The organism is Methylobacterium sp. CB376, from assembly GCF_029714205.1.
Taxonomy (GTDB): Bacteria; Pseudomonadota; Alphaproteobacteria; order Rhizobiales; family Beijerinckiaceae; genus Methylobacterium.
In genome coordinates this window covers 2,309,161-2,327,278 of record NZ_CP121648.1, presented here as the reverse complement: position 1 = coordinate 2,327,278, position 18,118 = coordinate 2,309,161, and the positions used below count along the sequence as shown (strand labels likewise).

The window sequence follows — 18,118 nt, the reverse complement described above, 5'->3', positions numbered from 1 at the left end:
ACAACCCACACGGATCGTTAACGACGCGCGATCGCCGATCGTCCGACACGGGCTTCATGCCGCATCCGGGTACCCACGACACCACGCTCGTTGCGCTCTCGGTCGTGATCGCGATGATCGCCTCCTACACCGCGCTCGACCTCGCCGCGCGGATGCGGGCGGCGAGCGGCTGGGCGGCCCTGGCATGGCTCGCCACCGCGGCGCTCGCCATGGGCGGCGGCGTCTGGTCGATGCACTTCGTCGGCATGCTGGCCTTCACCCTGCCCGGGCTGGAGGTGAGCTACGACCTCACCCTCACGCTGATCTCCCTCGCGCTGCCGATCGGCGTCACCGCCCTCGGCTTCCTGGTGGCCCATCGCTGGCCGCGGAGCCTGCCGGCGCTGGCGGCGAGCGGGCTCGTCATGGGCCTCGGGGTGGCGGCCATGCACTATACGGGGATGCGCGCGATGCGGATGCGGGCGGACCTGCAGCACGCCCCCGCCTGGGTCGCCGTCTCGCTCCTGATCGCGGTGGGCGCCGCGACCGCCGCCCTCCGGCTCTCCGCCCGCACGGTCGGCTTCGCCGAGCGCATCGCGGCCGCGACCCTGATGGGGCTCGCCGTCGCGGGCATGCACTACGCGGCGATGCAGGGCGCGGAATTCTCGGCCAGCGCCCCGATCGATCCCGGGCACGGGGCCGCGAGCCTGCGCCAGACCCACCTCGCCCTGTGGGTCACCGGCACCACCTTCCTGATCCTGATGCTCGCCCTGATCGCGGCGACGTTCGACCGCCACCTCGCCGACCGGGCCTCCCGCGAGGCGATCGCCCTGCGGGAGAGCGAGGAGCGTTTCCGCCTGCTCCTGCGCAGCGTGACGGACTACGCCATCTTCATGCTCGACGGGGAGGGGCGGGTCGCGAACTGGAACGCCGGCGCCGAGCGCATCATGGGCTACCGCGACCACGAGGTGATCGGCACCCACGTCTCGCGCTTCTCCACGCAGGAGGACCGGGCCCGCGACCTGCCCGGACAGGCCCTGCGGATCGCCGCGGGCGCGGGCAAGTTCGAGACCGAGGGCTGGCGCCTGCGCAAGGACGGCAGCCGCTTCTTCGCGAGCGTGGTCATCGACCCGGTGCGCGACCCCGAGGGCCGCCTCATCGGCTACGCCAAGGTCACCCGCGACATCACCGAGCGGCGCCAGGCGCTGGAGGCGCTCGAACAGGCCCGCGTCGCCCTGTTCCAGGCGCAGAAGATGGAGGCGCTGGGCCAGCTCACGGGCGGCGTCGCGCACGATTTCAACAACCTGCTGATGGCGGTGCTCGGCAGCCTGGAACTCCTGCGCAAGCGCCTCCCCGACGACCCGAAGCTCACCCGCCTCCTCGACAACGCCGTCCAGGGGGCGCAGCGCGGCGCGGCGCTGACCCAGCGCATGCTCGCCTTCGCCCGGCGCCAGGACCTGAGGCCCGAGACCGTGATCCTGCCCGACCTCGTCCAGGGCATGTCGGACCTGCTGGAGCGCTCCCTCGGCCCGGCGGTGCGGATCGAGACCCGCTTTCCCCCCGACCTGTCCGCGGCGACGGCCGATGCCCACCAGCTCGAACTGGCGCTTCTCAACCTCGCGGTGAATGCCCGCGACGCCATGCCGGAGGGCGGGCAGCTCACCATCGCGGCGCGCGAGCGCGCGGCGGACGAGGCCCCTGGCGGCGAAGCCGCCCCGGAGGGCTTGCCGCCCGGCCGCTACGTCTGCCTGTCGGTGCGCGACACCGGGCAAGGAATGGACGAGGCCACCCTCGCCCGGGCGCGGGAGCCCTTCTTCACGACCAAGGGGGTCGGCAAGGGCACCGGGCTCGGCCTGTCGATGGTGCACGGGCTCGCCGAGCAATCGGGCGGGCGGCTGGTGCTGCGCAGCCGTCCCGGGGAGGGCACGCTGGCGGAGATCTGGCTGCCGGCGGCGCCGAGGCCGCAGCGCAGCGAGAGGCCGGCCCCGGCGCGGAGCCTGCCCCGCGCCGCCGAGCGCGCGCTCACCGTGCTGGTCGTGGACGACGATCTCCTGGTGCTGGAGAACACGGCGGCGATGCTGGAGGATCTCGGCCACCGCGTGATCGAGGCGCGCTCGGGCGCGGAGGCGCTCGGCCTGCTCGCCTCCGCGATGCCCCTGGACCTCGTCCTGACCGACCAGATCATGCCGGCGATGACCGGGCTCCAGCTCCTGGAACAGGTGCGGGCGGCGCGGCCGGAAATCGGAGCGATCCTGGCCTCCGGCTTCGCCGAGATCCCGAGCGGGGCGGCCCCGGCGGTGACCCGGCTCGCCAAACCGTTCGACCAGGCGACCCTCGCCCGCACGATCGAGGCGGCGCTCGCGGCGAGCCGGGACGAGCGGATCTCGGCCCTGCGGGCGGGCTGATACCACCGGTCATTTCTCATGACCGGTGGTACCGGTGGTGCGGCTCTCGAATTTTCGCCAAGCCTCTGGCTCGCCAAGCCTCTGGCTCGCCAAGCCTCTGGTTCGCCAAGCCTCTGGCTTGAAATCGAAAATTCGAGATGGAGCAACGGCTCGATGCGCCGGCATCCTGAGCCGTTGGCATGATCCGGCGCTCGGCTCAGCATCGCAACCCGGGCGGGGGCGTCATCGGCGGCGCCCGCCCGATCGGGCGAAGGCCGCGCCCCCGCCCTCGCGGACCGCCCGCGCCCGTCAGGCCGCGAGGACCGCGTAGACGTCCCCCGAATTGGCCTCGTGCGGCAGGTCCTCCAGGATCCCGCGCATCGCCGCGACCGGGACGAAGCGGCCGAGGCGCAGGCGGTGCTCCTCGCCGAGGGAGTAGTCGACCCGGTAGGGCCCGAGCGCGTCGAGGCGGTCGAGGGCGCGCCGGGCCGGCCCGCGCGCGATGGTGGTGAACTCGAAGGAGAGGGCCGGCAGCGGCCTGCCCAGCCCCGCCAGCACCCGGTCCTCGACGCCCTCGACGTCGATCTTCACGAAGGCCGGGGCACCGTGGCGGGCGATCAGCCGGTCGAGGGTCGTGGCCGGGCAGGCCGCCGCCTCGTCCCAGACCTGACCCTCCCAGCCGGGCGCCCCGCGCGCCGCCGCGACGAATTCCGCCGAGGCGGAGGAGACCGTCGGGTTGCGGCGGTTGATGGCGAGGGTGACCTCGCCCTCCGCCTCCGCGACGGCCGCCGCGACGAGCGTCACGCCCGGATCGCGGCCGTGGAGGAGGCGCAGGGCACGCAGCGGGCCGGCCTGCGGCTCGACGGCGACGACCCGGGCGCCCAGCCGCCGGAACGAGGCGACCCGGTCCCCGACATGGGCGCCGATGTCGAAGGCGAGATCGCCCGGCCGCAGGAAGCGCCCGTAGAGCGCGTCCATGGCGTCCCGCGGCGCCCCGGGCCCGTGATAGAGGCGCAGCGAGCGCCCGATGGCGGCGGCAGTTCCCCTCGGTCGCACGGTCGGGCCTCCGGTCGGCGCCATCCTAGAGCATTTTCCGACGAACACCGTGATCGGGCGCAGCTGTCGCGCGCGGCGCGGGCCGCGCCAGCGCGGATCGGCCGGCCTCTCCCGGTCCGGGGCTGCGCCATACCCCGCCATAACCCCCGCCCCGCCCCGGCGGCTTGCTCCTCCGCCCAAGCTCCGGCAAACCGGTCCGATCAGGTCCGGCCGCGTCCCGGGCGGGGGCGGTGAAGGTGCGCGATGGCGTTGGTCAAGAAGGCGAAACTCGCGGCCCGGGAGACCGCCGGGAACCCGGCCCGGGACGAGACCGCGCCCGCGCAGCCCCCCGCACCCCGCCCGGCGCCGCGCCCCGCGATCCACCAGAAGGCGACCGAGCGCCTCGCCGCCGCCACCCAGGAACTCGCGGCGGGCCTGGGCGAAGCCTCCGCGGCGGCCGAGGAACTCCGGCGCGCCATGGAGGAGATCGCGGGCGGCGCCGCCGAGGCCGCGGGCGCGGCCCAGGAATCGCTCGCCGCCGTCACCACCATGGCCGGGCGGCTCACCGAGGCCCGCGCCCGGGCCGACCTCTCCCGCCAGCGCACCCACGCCTTCCAGGCGCTGCTGATCGAGGCGAACACCCAGGTCACGGGCTCGGTCGCGGCGATCCGGGCCAGCGCCGAGCGCCAGAGCGGCATCGTCGCGATCGTGGACGCGCTCGACCGCGGCGCCGCCACCATCGGCGAGGTCACGGGGGCGGTCGGCTACGTCGCCGAGCAGACCAACCTCCTCGCCCTCAACGCGGCGATCGAGGCGGTGCGGGCGGGGGCGGAGGGGCGCGGCTTCACCGTGGTGGCGGACGAGGTGCGCGCCCTCGCGGAGACCGCAGAGAGCCATGCGCGGGACGTCCTGCCCCTCGCCGAGGCGATCCGGGCCGAGGTGCGGGAGATCGGCGCCACGGTCCGGGCGGCGGCGAGCCGCGCCGCCGACGAGGCCGCGGCCGGCACCCGGGTCGCGCACGCCCTCGACGAGGCGCGGAGCGGGCTCGGGGTGGTGGCGGAGGGCGCCCAGGCGATCCTCGCCGCCGCGGTCGAGGCCGAGACGATGGTGCGGGAGGCCGAGCGCGGCGCCGGGCAGACCGCCGCCGCCGCCGAGGAGCAATCCGCCGCCGCCGCGCAGGCCCAGGCGGCGGTCGGGCAGCAGACCGCCTCCCTCGACGAGAGCCAAGCGACCGCCCAGGCCCTGTCGGACCTCGCCGACGCGCTCCGGCGCCGCCGGGGCCGGCGGGAGGGGGCCGCCGAGATCGCCGGCGCGAGCGAGACCCTGGCGGCGACGATCCAGGAACTCTCGGGCACCGCCACCCAGATCCTCGCGGCCGTCGACCAGATCAGCCGCGGCACCGCCATCCAGAGCGCGGCGGCCCGGCAATCGAGCGCCGCGATGGTGGAGGTGGAGCGCGGGGCGGGCCGCACCCGGGAGAGCGCCGCGGCGGCGCTCGCCCGCGTCGCGGCCCTGGCGGGGACGATCCGGGAGATCCGCGGGATCCTCGACGGGCTGGCGGCGGCGGTGGCGCGGAGCCTCGCCGAGACCCTGGCCGGCCTGGAGCGCGTCGCCGCCCTGGAGGGGCACAATCGCCGCATCGAGACGATCGTCGACACGCTCGCCCTGGTGGCGGTGCAGATCAGCATGCTGGCGGTGAGCGGCGCCATCGAGGCCGCCCGCGCCGGGGAGGGCGGCCAGGGCTTCGCGATGGTGTCGGGCGACATCCGGGCGCTCGCCCGCGAGGCCGGGGCGAGCGCGGAGCGCATCCGCGGGACCGTGCGGGCGATCCAGGACGGCGCCGCCGCCATCCGGCGCGCCCTGGAGCAGGTCGGCGCCGCCGCCGAGGCCGAGGTGCTGCGCAACCGCGCCCTCATGGAGAGCCTCGACGCCGTGGCGCAGGACGTGGACGCGCTGGAGCGCGCGAATGCCGCGATCGCCGAGGGCGCCGACGAGATCCTCCTCGCGGCCCGCGAGACCGCGCAGGGCGCCGCGCAGATCGCGGCCGCCGCCGAGCAGGCCGACCGGGCCGCCAGCGAGGCCGCCACCGCCGCCCGCCAGCAGGCGCGCGCCGCCGAGGACCTCGCCGCCGCGGTCGAGGAGATCGCGGCCCTCTCCGAGGCGCTGCGGGGGGCGAATGGCTGAGGCGGGCCCCGGCCCGGCCGGCGGCCGCGTCCTCCTGGTCGGGCACGGCCCCGGCCTCGTCGCCGTGCCGGCCGGGCTCGTCCGGGAGATCCGCCAACCGGGGCCGCTCACCCCCTGTCCCGGCAGCCCCGCGCCGCTCCTCGGCCTCTGCGCCCATCGCGGCCTCGCGCTGCCCGTGCTCGACCTCGGTCGGCTGCTCGGCCGGGAGGCGGCCGCCCCCGGCCGCCTGATCGTGGCGGAGGCCGGAGACCCGGTCGGCCTGCTGGTCGAGCGCGTCCTCGGCTTCGCGGCCGCGGCCGGGGACGCCGAGCGGCTCGACCTGCCCGGGCGCCTCGCCGCCCTGCCGGCCCGGGAGGCGCCGCGCCGGGCCGGGCTCGCCCTCGCCCGGGCGCAGGCCGAGGCGCGCGCCGCGGCCGTCGGCCTGCTGCGCCTGCGCGCCGGCGGGCGCCCCTACGCCCTCCCCCTCGACGCCGTGGAGGAGGTCCTGCGCCTGCCGGCGGAGTGGTTCCCGGCGGCGGGGCCGGCGCCCGGCGCCCTCGGCCGCATGCGGCGGCGCGGGGCGTGGCTGCCGCTCCTGGGCCTCGCCGCCCTCCTGGAGGAGGAGGCCGGGCCGCCGCGGCCGGGGAGCCCGGTGATCGTCCTGCGCATCGGGGGCGCCCCGCTCGGCCTCGTGGCCGAGGCGCTCGGCCCGGTGCTGCGCCTGCCGGACGAGGCGATCGATCCGCTGCCGCGGGTGCTGCGCCGCGCCGGGGGAGCGCTCGCCGCGGTCGCCCGGCTCGATGACGGCGACCTCGTCCCGCTCCTCGCGCCCGAGCGCCTGCCGCGTCCCGAGGCCGCGCCCGATCGGGCGGCGCCGGTCCCGGGCGCGGCGCGGGAGCCGGTCCTCGCCTTCGACCTCGCGGGCACGCGCTACGGCCTGCCGGCCGGTGCGCTCGCCGAGGTGCTGCGTTGGTCCGGCATGATCACGCGGCTGCCCCACGCCCCCGCCTCCTGCCTCGGCCTGATCGGCCGGCGCGGCGAGGCGCTTCCCGTCATCGACCTGCGCCGCCTCCTCGGCCACCCGCCGGGCGCCGCGGTCCCCGGCCGGCCCATCCTCGTCCTCGACGGGCGGGAGCGCCTCGGCCTCATGGTCGACGCGGTGGCGGGCCTGGGGCGGGACATGCGCCCGGCGCCCGACGCGGCGGCGGGGCCCCCGCGGCGCCTCGATCCGGCGCAGCTGCGCGAGGCCGTGGCGCGCGAGCGGCGGCTCCCGACCGGCCTCCCGCCCGGGGCGGCCGCATGATCCGCCTGCTCGTGGTCGACGATTCGGCGCTGATGCGGAAGGTCATCGGCGGCATCTTCGCGGCCGAGGGCGATTTCGAGGTCGCCTCGGCGCGGGACGGCGTCGAGGCGCTGGGGATGCTCAAGCGGTTCCGGCCGGACGTGATCACCCTCGACGTCACCATGCCGGGGCTCGACGGACTCGCCTGCCTCGATCGCATCATGCTGGAGCGGCCCTGCCCGGTGGTGATGCTGTCGGGCCTGACCGCCGAGGGCGCCGAGACCAGCCTCGACGCCCTCGCCCGCGGCGCCGTCGACGTCCTCGCCAAGCCCGAGGGCGTCGCCTCCCTGACCAGCGACGCGCTCGCGCCCACCCTGGTCCAGAAGGTGCGGGCGGCGTCCCGCGCCCGGCTCTCCCCGGCCCTGCGCCTCGCCGCGCGGCTGCGGGCGCGCCACGCCGGCCTCGAGGCGCCCGCCCGCCGGGAGGCGCCGCCCCTCGACCCCGCACCCGACCCGGCGCCGGGCCCCCTCGCCGGGCTCGTCCTCGTCGGCACCTCGACGGGCGGCCCGCCGGCCCTCGACGCGCTGCTGTCGGGCCTCCCTGCCGGCTTCCCCTGGCCGATCGTCGTCGCCCAGCACATGCCGGGCACCTTCACGGGTCCGCTCGCCCAGCGCCTCGACCGCCTCTCCCCGCTCGCCGTCCGGGAGGTGACGCGGCCGACGCCGCTCGCGCCGGGCCACGTCTATCTCGGGCGCGGCGACGCGGACGTGATCGTCACCCGCCGGCCGGCGGGCCTCGCCGTGGCGCCGGCCCCGGCCCATCCCGACCATCCCTGGCACCCGAGCGTGGACCGCCTGGTCGAGAGCGCCCTCGCCCATCTCGACCCCGCCAGCCTGATCGGCATCCTGATGACCGGGATGGGGCGCGACGGGGCCCGCGCCATGGCGGCGCTCAAGGCGCGGGGCGGGCGCACCATCGCGGAGGCCGAGGAGAGCGCCGTGGTCTGGGGCATGCCCGGGGAGCTGGTGCGGGCGGGGGGCGCGAGCCGCGTCGTGCCCCTCGACGGGATCGCGGCCGAACTCCTGACCCTGGTGCGCCCAGCCCTCGTGCCCGCAAGCGTGGTTCCTCCAGGGGGCGTCCCCCCATGCCGCTGATCCGCCGCGATCCCCCCGGCTGCGCGCCGCCCGGCCCGGCCGCGCCCGACGACCTGACGGCGCCCGAGCCCGAGCGCCGCCTCGCCGCGATCCGGGCGCTGTCCGGCCGCCGCGAGGCCGCGGGCGCGCTCGGCGAGGCGCTCGGCCGCGAGGGAGTGCCGCGGGTGCGGGAGGCCCTGCTCAGCGCGCTGATCGCCTGCGCCGACCCGCAGGCCGCGGCGGCGCTGGCGGCCCATCTCGGCGCGCAGGACCCGGCCCTGCGCAATGCCTGCGTGGAGGCGCTGCAGGACATGCCGGCGGCGGTGCTGCCGCTCCTGCCGGACCTCCTCGCCGATCCCGATCCGGACGTGCGGCTGCTCGCGGCCGGGGTGGCGCGCGCGCAGCCGCCCGAGACCGCGACCCGGCTCCTCGCCGGACTCCTCGACGGGGAGACGCACCCGAACGTCTGCGGGGCGGCCGTGGAGGTGCTGGCCGAGACCGGCACCGCCCTGGCGGTTCCGGCGCTGCGGGCGGCCCGGGCGCGCTTCTCCGCCGAGCCCTTCCTGCCGGGCGCGATCGACCACGTCCTGTCCCGCCTCGCCGAGGCGCCGTGACCCTCCCTGCCCCCTCCGCGATCCCGGCCCTGGCGGAGGCGGATCTCGCGCGCTTCGGCGAGTTCGTCTACCGGCGCACGGGCCTGCGCTTCGCGCCCGGCCAGCGCGGCATGGTCGAGCGGCGGGTCGCGGAGCGCATGCGGGAGGCCGGGACCGCCACCTTCGCGGAGTACTTCGCGCGGCTGCGGGCCGATCTCGACCGCGAGGTCGAGCACCTCATCAACGCGCTCACCGTCAACGAGACCTACTTCCTCCGCGAGGAGTACCAGCTGCGCTGCCTGACGGCCTCGCTGATGGGGCTCGTGACCGCGCGCAAGCGGCCCGGCGACGCGGTGCGGATCTGGTCGATGCCCTGCGCCACCGGCGAGGAGCCCTACTCGATCGCGATCTGGCTGCTGGAGCATTGGCCGGAGGTGGACCGCTACGAGGTGGAGATCGTGGGATCCGACATCGACACCGCGGCGCTCGCCGCCGCCGCGCGGGGCTCCTACGGGGAGAGGGCGCTGATGCGGCTGACGCCGGACCTCGTGGGCCGCTACTTCGCGCCGGAAGCGGCGGCACGCCCCGGGCCGCGCCCCGGGCCGCGCTCCCCGCCGCGCTGGCGCATCATCGAGGAGCTGCGCCGCTCGGTGCGCTTCTCGCCCTGCAACCTGATGGACCGGGCCGCCATGGCGGCGGAGGGCCGCTTCGACGTCGTCTTCTGCCGCAACGTGCTGATCTACTTCGACGACGCGTCCCGCCGGGTCGCCGCCGACCACCTCTACGACGCGCTCGCGCCGGGGGGCTTCGTGTGCCTCGGCCACACCGAGTCGATGAGCCGGATCTCGCCGCTGTTCCGCGTCTGCCGGCTGGCGGACGCGATCGTCTACCAGCGCCCGGAGCAGGACGATGGCTGAGACCGGACCGGCGCGCATCCTCGTGGTGGACGACGCGAGCCTCGTGCGCCGCTACTACCGCGAGGTGCTGGAGGCCGGCGGCTTCGCCGTGGACGAGGCGATCAACGGCATCGAGGCCCTGGAGCGGCTGCTCTCGGGGCCCTACGACCTCCTGGTGGTGGACGTGAACATGCCGAAGATGGACGGGCTCACCTTCCTGCGCGCCCTGCGCGCCCGCGAGGCGCCGCTGCGCGGCCTGCCGGTCCTCGTCACCAGCACGGAGGCCGGCGCCGCCGACCGGGCGGCCGCCCGGGCCGCGGGGGCGAATCTCTACCTCGTCAAGCCGATCGCCGCCGAGGTGCTGCGCGCGCACGCGGCGGCCCTGACCGGACAGCCGTCGTGAGCGACCTCCTCGCCCAGTTCCTGATCGAGGCGCGGGACCTGATCGAGGGCGCCGCCGACGACCTCATCGCCCTCGAGCGGGCGCCGGACGACGCGGCGGCCCTCGACCGGGTCTTCCGGGCCTTCCATACCCTGAAAGGGTCGGTCGGCCTGTTCGACTTCCCGCCCTTCCTGGCCCTCCTGCACGCGGCCGAGGACGGGTTCGCGGCGGCGCGAGCCGCGCGGCGCGCGGAGGACGGGCTGGTCGACCGCGCGCTGCAGGCCCTCGACGCCGCCTCCCGCTTCACCGAGGCGATCGCCGCGTCCGGCGCGCTGCCGCCCGGCGCCGCCCGGGAGGCGGACGGGCTCGGGCGGCTCCTGCGCGGCGGGACCGAGGCCGAGGCCCCGCCCGACCCGCCGGACGCGGCGGTGCCGGACTGGGCGGAGGCGCTCCTGGCGGGCGCGCAGCCGGTCGCGCCCGGCACGGGCCTCGTCGCCCTGCGCTACCGCCCGCGGGCGGATTGCTTCTTCGCGGGCGACGACCCGATCGGCCTGGTGCGGCGCGTCCCCGCGCTCCTGGCCCTGCGCCTCGCCCCGGCCGGGCCCTGGCCGGAAGAGGTCGACGTCTTCGCCTGCAACCTCGACATCGCGCTCCTCAGCGCCGCCCCCCTGGCCGAGGTCGAGGCGCCGTTCCGCCTCGTGCGCGACCAGACCCGCGTGGCGGCCTTCCCGGCCCCCGCCGCCCCCGCCCTGCCGCCGCTCGCCGCGGCGATCCTGCGCGAGCAGCTCGACCTCGTCGGCGCGCCGGGCGAGGCGGAGGGGGAGGCGGGCCGGCGCGAGGCCGCGTCCCGGTCCGCCGCCAACGCCCTGCGGGCGGCGGGGCTGGCAGCGGCCTCCCTGGCGGTCCTCGACGCCGCCGCGCAGGGCACGCAGGCCCTGTCCGCCTGCCTCGCGGCGCTGCTCGCGCGCGGGGTGCAAACCACCCCGGGCGGGGTGCAAACCACCCCGGGCGGGGTGCAAACCACCCCGGGCGGGGTGCAAGCCACCCCGGGCGGGGTGGAAACCACCCCGGACGGGCCGAGGGCCGCGCCGGGCGCGGCGCAGGCCGCGCCGGGCGAGCGCCTGCTTCGGGTCGAGGCGGCCCGGATCGACCGGCTCGTCGCGCTCGCCGGCGACCTCGTGACGGCCCGCACCGGCCTCGGCCACCTCGCGGCCCGGGCCGAGGCCGGGACGGAGGCCGCCGCCCTGGCCCGGGCCCTGCGCGAGACCGACGCGCAGCTCGGTCGCCTCGCCGGGGAATTGCACCGGGGCTTGGCGGCCCTGCGCCTCGTGCCGCTCGGCCCCCTGTTCCGGCGCTTCCCCCGGCCCCTGCGCGAGATCGCCCGCAGCCTCGGCAAGGAGGTCGTGCTGGTGCAGGAGGGCGAGGAGGTCGCGGCGGACCGGGCGCTGGTGGATGCGCTGTTCGAGCCCCTGCTCCACGTGATCCGCAACGCCGTCGATCACGGGCTGGAGGAGCCGCAGGTGCGTCTCGCCGCCGGCAAGCCCGCCGCGGGGCGGATCACCCTGCGGGCGGCGCTCGTCGGCGAGACGCTGGCGGTGACGGTCGCGGATGACGGGCGCGGCATCGATCCGGAGCGGCTGCGCCGCCGGGCCGCCGCCGCGGGCCTGCGCGCCCCCGAGGCCCTGGCGGCGATGAGCGACGCGGCCGCGATCGACCTCGTCTTCGCCCCCGGCTTCTCGACCGCCGAGCGGGTCAGCGACCTGTCCGGCCGCGGGGTCGGCATGGACGCGGTGCGGGCGGCGGCCGAGCGCCTCGGCGGGCGGGTCGCGATCGAGAGCGAGGTCGGCCGCGGCACCGCGATCCGCCTGCTCCTGCCGCAGCGCCTCGCCCTGACGCGGATCGTGCTGGTCGGCGTCGGACCCGACCTCTACGGCCTGCCCCTGGAGGCGGTGGCGGAGGCGGCGCGGGTGCCGCGCGCGCAGATCCGCGCGGTCGGTCCCGGCCGCGCCGCCGTCCTGCGCGGGCGGACCGTGCCGGTGGTCCGGCTCGCTTCCCTGCTCGGCGCGCCGGGGGCGGAGGCGTCCGGGGAGGCGCGCCTCGTCGTCCTCGGCAGCGGCGCCGACGCCCTCGCGCTGGAGGTCGACCGCTTCGGCGAGCGACTCGACGTGCTGACGCGGCCCCTCCCGGCCCTCGCCGCGGCGCCGGGCCTCGGCGGCACGGCGCTCCTCGGCGACGGCCGGGTGCTGCTCGTCCTCGATCCCCCGGCCCTGCTCGCCCTGGCGCTCGGGGAGGGCGCGGCGTGAGCGCGGTGCGCGGGCGACACGGGGTGCGACCGCCAAATTCGGCGACCAAGTGCGGCGACCAAGTGCGGCCGTCAGGTCGCGGCCCGGAGAGGCGTGAGCGATGAGCGTCCAACCCGATCCCGACGACCCCGCCCTGATCCGCCTCGAAGGCCCCTGCCCGGTCGAGGAGGCGGAGACACTCGCCGCGCTCCTCCTGGCGCGCCCGGGCGCGCGCGTCGACTGGACGGCCTGCACGCGACTCCACACCGCCGTGCTCCAGGTGCTCCTGCGCCTGCGGCCGCCGCTGCGCGGCCCCTGCGGCGATCCCCTGGTCGCCCGCTTCCTCGATCCCGGCCAATCGAGCCCGGACGAGGCCGCCCGGCTCGATTGCGGCTTCACCTGAGCGGATCGCGGGCGCATATACGCCGCTGACCGCTCGCATTGCCCGACGTCGCTCCCGCCTGTGATGACCCCATGTCCGTGACTGCCCTGATCGTCGACGACAGCAAGCTCGCCCGCCTCGTGGTGGCCAAGCTCCTGCGCCAGCTCCGGCCGGACTGGACGCTCGCCGAGGCGGGCAATGCCGAGGAGGCGGTCGCCCGGATGGAGGCGGAGCGGATCGACGTCGCCCTCCTCGACTTCAACATGCCGGGCCGGGACGGGCTCGACCTCGCCGCCGACCTGCGCGCGGCCCGGCCCGAGATGCCGATCGCGGTGATCTCGGCCAACATCCAGGACGAGGTCGTGGCGCGGGCGCGCAGCGTCGACGCCACCTTCCTGGCCAAGCCCCTGACCGAGGAATCCCTCGGCGGCTTCGTCTCGGGCGCCTCCCTGCGCCTGCGCAGGGGCGCTCCGTGAGCCCCGCGCCGGTCGAACTGACGCCGCTCCAGCAGGACGCCTTCACGGAACTCGTGAATATCGGGGTCAGCCGCGCCGCCGCGAGCCTGCGCAAGATGATCGGCGTGCAGGTGCTGCTCTCGGTGCCGTCGGTCGAGATCGTGTCGCGCCGCGACGCCGCCCGCCTCGTCGCCGAGCGCGAGGCGAGCGACCTCGTCGTGGTGCATCAGAGCTTCGCGGGCGCCTTCTCGGGGCGCGCCCTGCTGATCTTTCCCCAGGAGACCAGCCGCGAGCTCGTCCGCGCCGTCACGGGCGAGGAGCTCTCGGCCGAGGAGGTCGAGGCCCTGGAGGACGAGGCGCTGACCGAGACCGGCAACATCATCCTCAACGGCTGCCTCGCCACCATGGCGAACATGCTCCAGCGCACGCTGACCATGTCGCTGCCGGCGGTGATGCGGGGCGACGGACGCCAGATCTTCCGCCCCGGCGACGCGGCCGACGCGGACACGCTGGTGCTGTTCCTCTACATCAACTTCTCGGTCCGCGAGCGCGACATCCGGGGCTATATCGCGATGCTGATGGACCTGCCCTCGCTGGAGAACCTGAGGATTCTCATCGACGACTTCATCGTGCGGGCGATCGGCGAGACGGGGGAGTGATGGGCGTCGGGCGCGAGCGGCGGGCGGGCGCTCCGCCGCGGCCAGGGCCGGTCGCGCCAAGGCGCGGCATGCCAGGGCGCGGCATGCCAGGGCGCGGCATGCCAGGGCGCGGCAGGTCATGAGCGCAGAGCGGTGCGAGCCGCAGGGCGTGGCCGACCTCGCCGCGGCGGCGGCGGCCCTGCGCCGCCATGCCGGGCCGTTCTTCACCGTGCTGGAGCGGACGCGCCAGCCGATGATCTTCACGGACCCGCGGCTGCCCGACAACCCGATCGTCTTCGCCAACCCCGCCTTCCAGGCGCTCACCGGCTACGGGGAGGCGGACCTCGTCGGGCGCAACTGCCGCCTGCTGCAGGGTCCGGGCACCGACCCGCAGACCGTCGCCCGCATCCGGGCCGCGGTCGCGGAGGGCCGCGAGGCGCGGGTCGCGATCCTGAACTACCGCCGGGACGGCACCAGCTTCTGGAACGAGCTCTTCGTCTGCCCGGTCTTCGACGAGGCCGGCCGGCTGATCAACTTCTTCGCCTCGCAGATCGACGCCAGCCAGGCCCACGCGGCGCAATCCGCCCACGAGCGGCTCGGCGCCGCCGAGGCACGGCTCGCCGAGGTGCAGCGCCACCTCGCCCTCACGCTCTCGGCGGCCGGAATCGCCGGCACCTGGGACTGGGACATCCCGAACCGGCGCCTTCACGTCGACGAGCGCTTCGCGCTCCTCACCGGCCTTCCCCTGCCGGTCGACCCGGCGGGGGTGCCGACCGCATCCTTCTTCGCCAGCATCCACCCCCTCGACCGCGCCCGCATCCGCCTCGCGGTGAGCGGGATGCTCAACGGCGCCGAGGTGTTCGACAAGGAGTTCCGCCTGCGCACCCCGGACGGGGCGGTGCGCTGGGTCCACGCGCGCGGGCGCTGCCTGTACGGGGCGGACGAGGCGCCGCTTCGCTTCACGGGCGTCCTCGTCGAGGTGACGGACCAGAAGCGCGTCGAGGAGCGCCTGCGCATCGCCCAGACGGCGGGCCGGGTCGGCGCCTTCGAGTACGTGCCGGGCTTCGCCACGGTGGCGGTCTCGCCGCAATTCTGCAGCCTGCTCGGCCTGATGCCGGCCGAGACGCTCGCCGTGAGCGCGGTCAACGCCCTCGTGGTCGAGGGTGATCCGGCGCTCCTCGATCCCGGCCTCTGCGAGGTCGGCGAACTGCCCCACGCGGAGATGCGGGTGCGCCTCGCCGACAGCGGCGAGACGCGCTGGCTCGCGCGGCGGGGCGAGGCGATCCGCGACAACGAGACCGCCGACCTGCGCCACGTCGGCGTGATCTACGACGTGACCGCGACCAAGCGGGCCGAGGTCGCGCTGCGCGAGCTCAACGACACGCTGGAGGCCAGGGTCCGCGAGGCGATCGCCGAGCGCGAGCAGGCCGAGGAGCAGCTGCGCCAGTCGCAGAAGATGGAGGCGGTGGGCCAGCTCACGGGCGGCATCGCCCACGACTTCAACAACCTCCTCACCGGCATCGTGGGCTCCCTCGACCTGATGCAGACCCGGATCGCCGAGGGGCGCACCGAGAACCTGTCCCGCTACGCGGGCCTCGCCATGACCTCGGCCCAGCGCGCCGCCGCGCTGACCCACCGGCTCCTCGCCTTCTCGCGCCGGCAGCCCCTCGAATCGAGGCCGGTCGACGTGAACCGGCTGGTCAATTCGATGGACGAGCTGCTGCGCCGGACCCTCGGCGAGCAGGTCCGGCTGGAGATCGTGGTGGCGGGCGGCCTCTGGCTCACCCTGTGCGACCCGAACCAGCTGGAGAACGCGGTCCTCAACCTCGCGATCAACGCCCGCGACGCGATGCCGGACGGCGGGCGCCTGACCATCGAGACGGCCAACGCCCACCTGGACGAGGCCTACGCGGCGCGCGAGATCGGCGTCAGGGCCGGGCAATACGTCTGCATCGGGGTCAGCGACACCGGCACCGGCATGCCGCCCGACGTGATCGCCCGCGCCTTCGACCCGTTCTTCACGACGAAGCCGCTGGGCCAGGGCACGGGGCTCGGCCTGTCGATGATCTACGGCTTCGCCAAGCAATCCGAGGGCACCGTCAAGATCTACTCGGAGCCCGGCCAGGGCACGACGGTGAAGCTCTACCTGCCGCGCTACCGCGGCGAGATCGAGTCCGCGGGCGACCACCGCGGGGAGGCGCCGCGGGCCGAGCGCGGGGAGACCGTGCTGGTGGTGGAGGACGATGCCACGGTGCGCGCCCTGGTGACGGAGGTGCTGCAGGAACTCGGCTATCAGGCCCTCGAGGCGCCGGATGGGCCGGCGGGCCTGCGCGTCCTGCAATCCGACGCCCATGTCGACCTGCTGATCACCGATGTGGGCCTGCCCGGCATCAACGGCCGCCAGCTCGCCGATCAGGCCCGGCTGTCGCGCGCGCAGCTGAAGGTGCTGTTCATGACCGGCTACGCCGAGAACGCCGCCTTCGGCAACGGCCAGATCGCGCCCGGCATGCAGATGATCACAAAGCCCTTCGCGGTCGACGCGCTCGCCACCAGGATCCGGGCGATCTTCGAGACCTGATCCGACATCCGACGGATTGCTCCGCCATGCGGATGTCGGCCTCGCTCAGGCGCCGCGCGGGCTTGGCAGACGCTGTCCGGACGTGATCGTCCGGACAGCGTATAGTCGGCGGCCTCAGGTCGCGAGCGCGTCGTGGCCGGCGAGGCTCTCGGTCAGGAAGCTGATGAGCGGCTGCACCCGGTCGGGGGCCCGGTCCTCGCCCATCGCCACCAGTTCGGTCGTCGGCAGGCCGGCCAGAATTCGGGGGCGCGCAGGATCTGCATGCCCGCCTGCACGAAGGAGCGCCCGAGCAGGGTCACGCCGAGCCCCCCGCCACCGCCGCCTGGATGCCCATCAGGCTCGACGCCGTGCAGGCCGCCACCCATTCCCGGCGCACCGAATCGAGGGCGGCGATCATCATCTCCCGATCGCTGCAGGGCGGCGCCAGCATCACGAGGCGGGCCGGTCGCGCGACGTCGGGCTGGTAATCGGCCGCGGCGAGCCAGACCAGGAGCTCGCGCCAGATGACCCGGCCGCGCGGACTGCCTCCGCTGCGCTTGGCGATCACCGCGTCGAGGCACTTGTCCTCGTAGGCCGCGATCAGGGTGCAGCTGAGGCCGGTCATCGGCTCGATATGCACGCCCGGATAGAGGCGCCCGAAGCGGGCGAGGAGCTTGGGCAGCTGGCCGGGGATGAAATCCTCCGAGACGCCGAGCCGCAGCGTGCCGGTGGCGGCGGGCTCGCGCCATTCCCGCATCACCCAGTCGTTGAATTCCAGCACGTGGCGGGCGGCGACCAGCAGGCGCTCCCCGTCCGGGGCCAGGCCGAGGGTGGGGTCATCTCCGGACGGGCCGGGGCCGCCCAGACCACTGGCTGTCTGTTCGGCCTCTCGCCAACTCGAGGTTGATCTGGCAGCGTCCGCGCCGCCTCGCCTCGGCAGGAGAGTGTGATGCCCCGTTCGTTTCCGGCCGTTCCGGCCTCGTTCTTCGGCATGGTGCTGGGCCTCGTGGGGCTCGGCAATGCGTGGCGGGCGGCCGCCCAGCTCTGGGGCGCCCCGTCCCTCGTCGGCGAGGCCGTGATGCTGCTCGGGGTGGCGGTCTGGGCCGCCGTGGCGGCGCTCTACGGGGCCAAGTGGCTGCGCGCCCGCCCGGCCGCCCTCGACGAGGCGCTTCACCCGGTCCAGTGCTGCTTCATCGGGCTCGCCGGGGTCTCGACCATGCTGGTCGCCCTGGCCGCCCTCCCGTACGCGCGGCCCCTCGCCTTCGTGCTGTTCGGGTTCGGCGGCCTGTTCACGCTCGGCTTCGCGGTCTGGCGCACGGGGGGCCTCTGGCAAGGCGGGCGCGACGTCGCCGCGACGACCCCGGTCCTCTACCTGCCGACCGTGGCGGGCGGCTTCGTCACGGCGGCGGCCGCCTCGGCCTTCGGCCTGCACGACCTCGCGCAGCTCGCCTTCGGGGCGGCGCTGCTGTCGTGGCTGGCGATCGAATCGGTGCTGCTGCACCGGCTCTACACCGGCCCGACCCTCGGCGCGGCCCTGCGCCCGACGCTGGGCATCCAGCTCGCGCCGCCGGCGGTCGGGGGCGTCGCCTTCCTGAGCCTCGGGGGCGATCCGGCCGGGCCGGTGGCGCTGGGGCTGTTCGGCTACGGCCTGCTGCAGGGATTGGTGATGCTGCGGCTCGTCCCCTTCCTGCGCGGGCAGGGCTTCTCCCCGGCCTTCTGGAGCTTCTCGTTCGGCGCGACGGCGCTGGCGTCCCTCGGCCTGCGGATCGGCGCGACCGGGCAGGCGCCCGCGGTCGCGGCCCTGGCGCCGCCGGTCTTCCTCGGCGCCAATCTGCTCGTCGGCTGGCTGGTGCTCGGGACGCTGCGGCTCCTGGCGGCGGGCCGGCTCGTCGCGGCGCCGGCCCCGCCGCCCCCGGCCGAGCCGCTGCTGCCGCAGGCGCGCTGACCCGAGGACGGACCG

14 protein-coding genes and 1 pseudogene are annotated in these 18,118 nt (G+C 76.1%); 13 read left to right on the top strand and 2 right to left on the bottom strand.

Going from position 1 to position 18,118, the window contains the following annotated elements; genetic code table 11:
* Positions 1-56 precede the first annotated feature (56 nt).
* Positions 57-2,381: an MHYT domain-containing protein gene (locus QA634_RS10425; protein WP_012331929.1), complete on the top strand. Its 2,325-nt coding sequence runs from the start codon at positions 57-59 to the stop codon at positions 2,379-2,381.
* Between the two features lie 288 nt (positions 2,382-2,669).
* On the opposite strand, the gene QA634_RS10420 is transcribed toward QA634_RS10425, so the two are convergent.
* Entirely contained in the window at positions 2,670-3,440 is a 771-nt protein-coding gene (locus tag QA634_RS10420) for an FkbM family methyltransferase (RefSeq protein WP_012331928.1), read from the bottom strand.
* Between the two features lie 219 nt (positions 3,441-3,659).
* Between QA634_RS10420 and QA634_RS10415 the strand changes: the two genes are divergently transcribed.
* The 11 genes from QA634_RS10415 (at position 3,660) to QA634_RS10365 (ending at position 16,179) form a co-directional block, all read left to right on the top strand.
* A complete protein-coding gene (locus QA634_RS10415; protein WP_012331927.1) occupies positions 3,660-5,579 on the top strand; it encodes a methyl-accepting chemotaxis protein in 1,920 nt (639 codons plus the stop codon).
* Entirely contained in the window at positions 5,572-6,861 is a 1,290-nt protein-coding gene (locus QA634_RS10410) for a chemotaxis protein CheW (RefSeq protein WP_012331926.1), read from the top strand. The genes QA634_RS10415 and QA634_RS10410 overlap by 8 nt, the downstream gene beginning before the upstream one ends.
* On the top strand, positions 6,858-7,994 hold the full coding sequence (cheB, locus tag QA634_RS10405; protein WP_012331925.1) for a chemotaxis-specific protein-glutamate methyltransferase CheB: 1,137 nt from the start codon (positions 6,858-6,860) through the stop codon (positions 7,992-7,994). Before QA634_RS10410 ends, cheB begins: the two co-directional genes overlap by 4 nt.
* A complete protein-coding gene (locus tag QA634_RS10400) occupies positions 7,985-8,587 on the top strand; it encodes a HEAT repeat domain-containing protein (protein ID WP_012331924.1) in 603 nt (200 codons plus the stop codon). The genes cheB and QA634_RS10400 overlap by 10 nt, the downstream gene beginning before the upstream one ends.
* On the top strand, positions 8,584-9,483 hold the full coding sequence (locus QA634_RS10395) for a CheR family methyltransferase (RefSeq protein WP_012331923.1): 900 nt from the start codon (positions 8,584-8,586) through the stop codon (positions 9,481-9,483). Before QA634_RS10400 ends, QA634_RS10395 begins: the two co-directional genes overlap by 4 nt.
* Positions 9,476-9,865 (top strand): response regulator, encoded by a 390-nt coding sequence (locus QA634_RS10390; protein ID WP_012331922.1) that lies wholly within the window; start codon positions 9,476-9,478, stop codon positions 9,863-9,865. The genes QA634_RS10395 and QA634_RS10390 overlap by 8 nt, the downstream gene beginning before the upstream one ends.
* Positions 9,862-12,147: a chemotaxis protein CheA gene (locus tag QA634_RS10385; protein ID WP_012331921.1), complete on the top strand. Its 2,286-nt coding sequence runs from the start codon at positions 9,862-9,864 to the stop codon at positions 12,145-12,147. Before QA634_RS10390 ends, QA634_RS10385 begins: the two co-directional genes overlap by 4 nt.
* A 100-nt stretch (positions 12,148-12,247) precedes the next feature.
* On the top strand, positions 12,248-12,529 hold the full coding sequence (locus QA634_RS10380; RefSeq protein ID WP_012331920.1) for a hypothetical protein: 282 nt from the start codon (positions 12,248-12,250) through the stop codon (positions 12,527-12,529).
* 71 nt (positions 12,530-12,600) lie between these two features.
* Positions 12,601-12,984 (top strand): response regulator transcription factor, encoded by a 384-nt coding sequence (locus tag QA634_RS10375; RefSeq protein ID WP_012331919.1) that lies wholly within the window; start codon positions 12,601-12,603, stop codon positions 12,982-12,984.
* Positions 12,981-13,622 carry a chemotaxis protein CheX gene (locus tag QA634_RS10370; protein ID WP_012331918.1) on the top strand — a complete coding sequence of 214 codons (642 nt, stop codon included), beginning with the start codon at positions 12,981-12,983 and terminating at the stop codon, positions 13,620-13,622. The genes QA634_RS10375 and QA634_RS10370 overlap by 4 nt, the downstream gene beginning before the upstream one ends.
* Positions 13,623-13,740: 118 nt before the next feature.
* Positions 13,741-16,179 (top strand): PAS domain-containing protein, encoded by a 2,439-nt coding sequence (locus QA634_RS10365; RefSeq protein ID WP_012331917.1) that lies wholly within the window; start codon positions 13,741-13,743, stop codon positions 16,177-16,179.
* Between the two features lie 114 nt (positions 16,180-16,293).
* Here the strand turns inward: QA634_RS10365 and QA634_RS10360 are convergent.
* Positions 16,294-16,987 (bottom strand): annotated as a pseudogene (locus QA634_RS10360) (LysR substrate-binding domain-containing protein); the annotation flags it as partial.
* Positions 16,988-17,107: 120 nt separating this feature from the next.
* On the opposite strand from QA634_RS10360, the gene tehA reads away from it, so the two are divergent.
* Positions 17,108-18,103, top strand: a complete 996-nt coding sequence (gene tehA / locus QA634_RS10355; protein ID WP_012331916.1) for a dicarboxylate transporter/tellurite-resistance protein TehA — start codon at positions 17,108-17,110, stop codon at positions 18,101-18,103.
* The last annotated feature ends 15 nt before the right edge of the window (positions 18,104-18,118 follow it).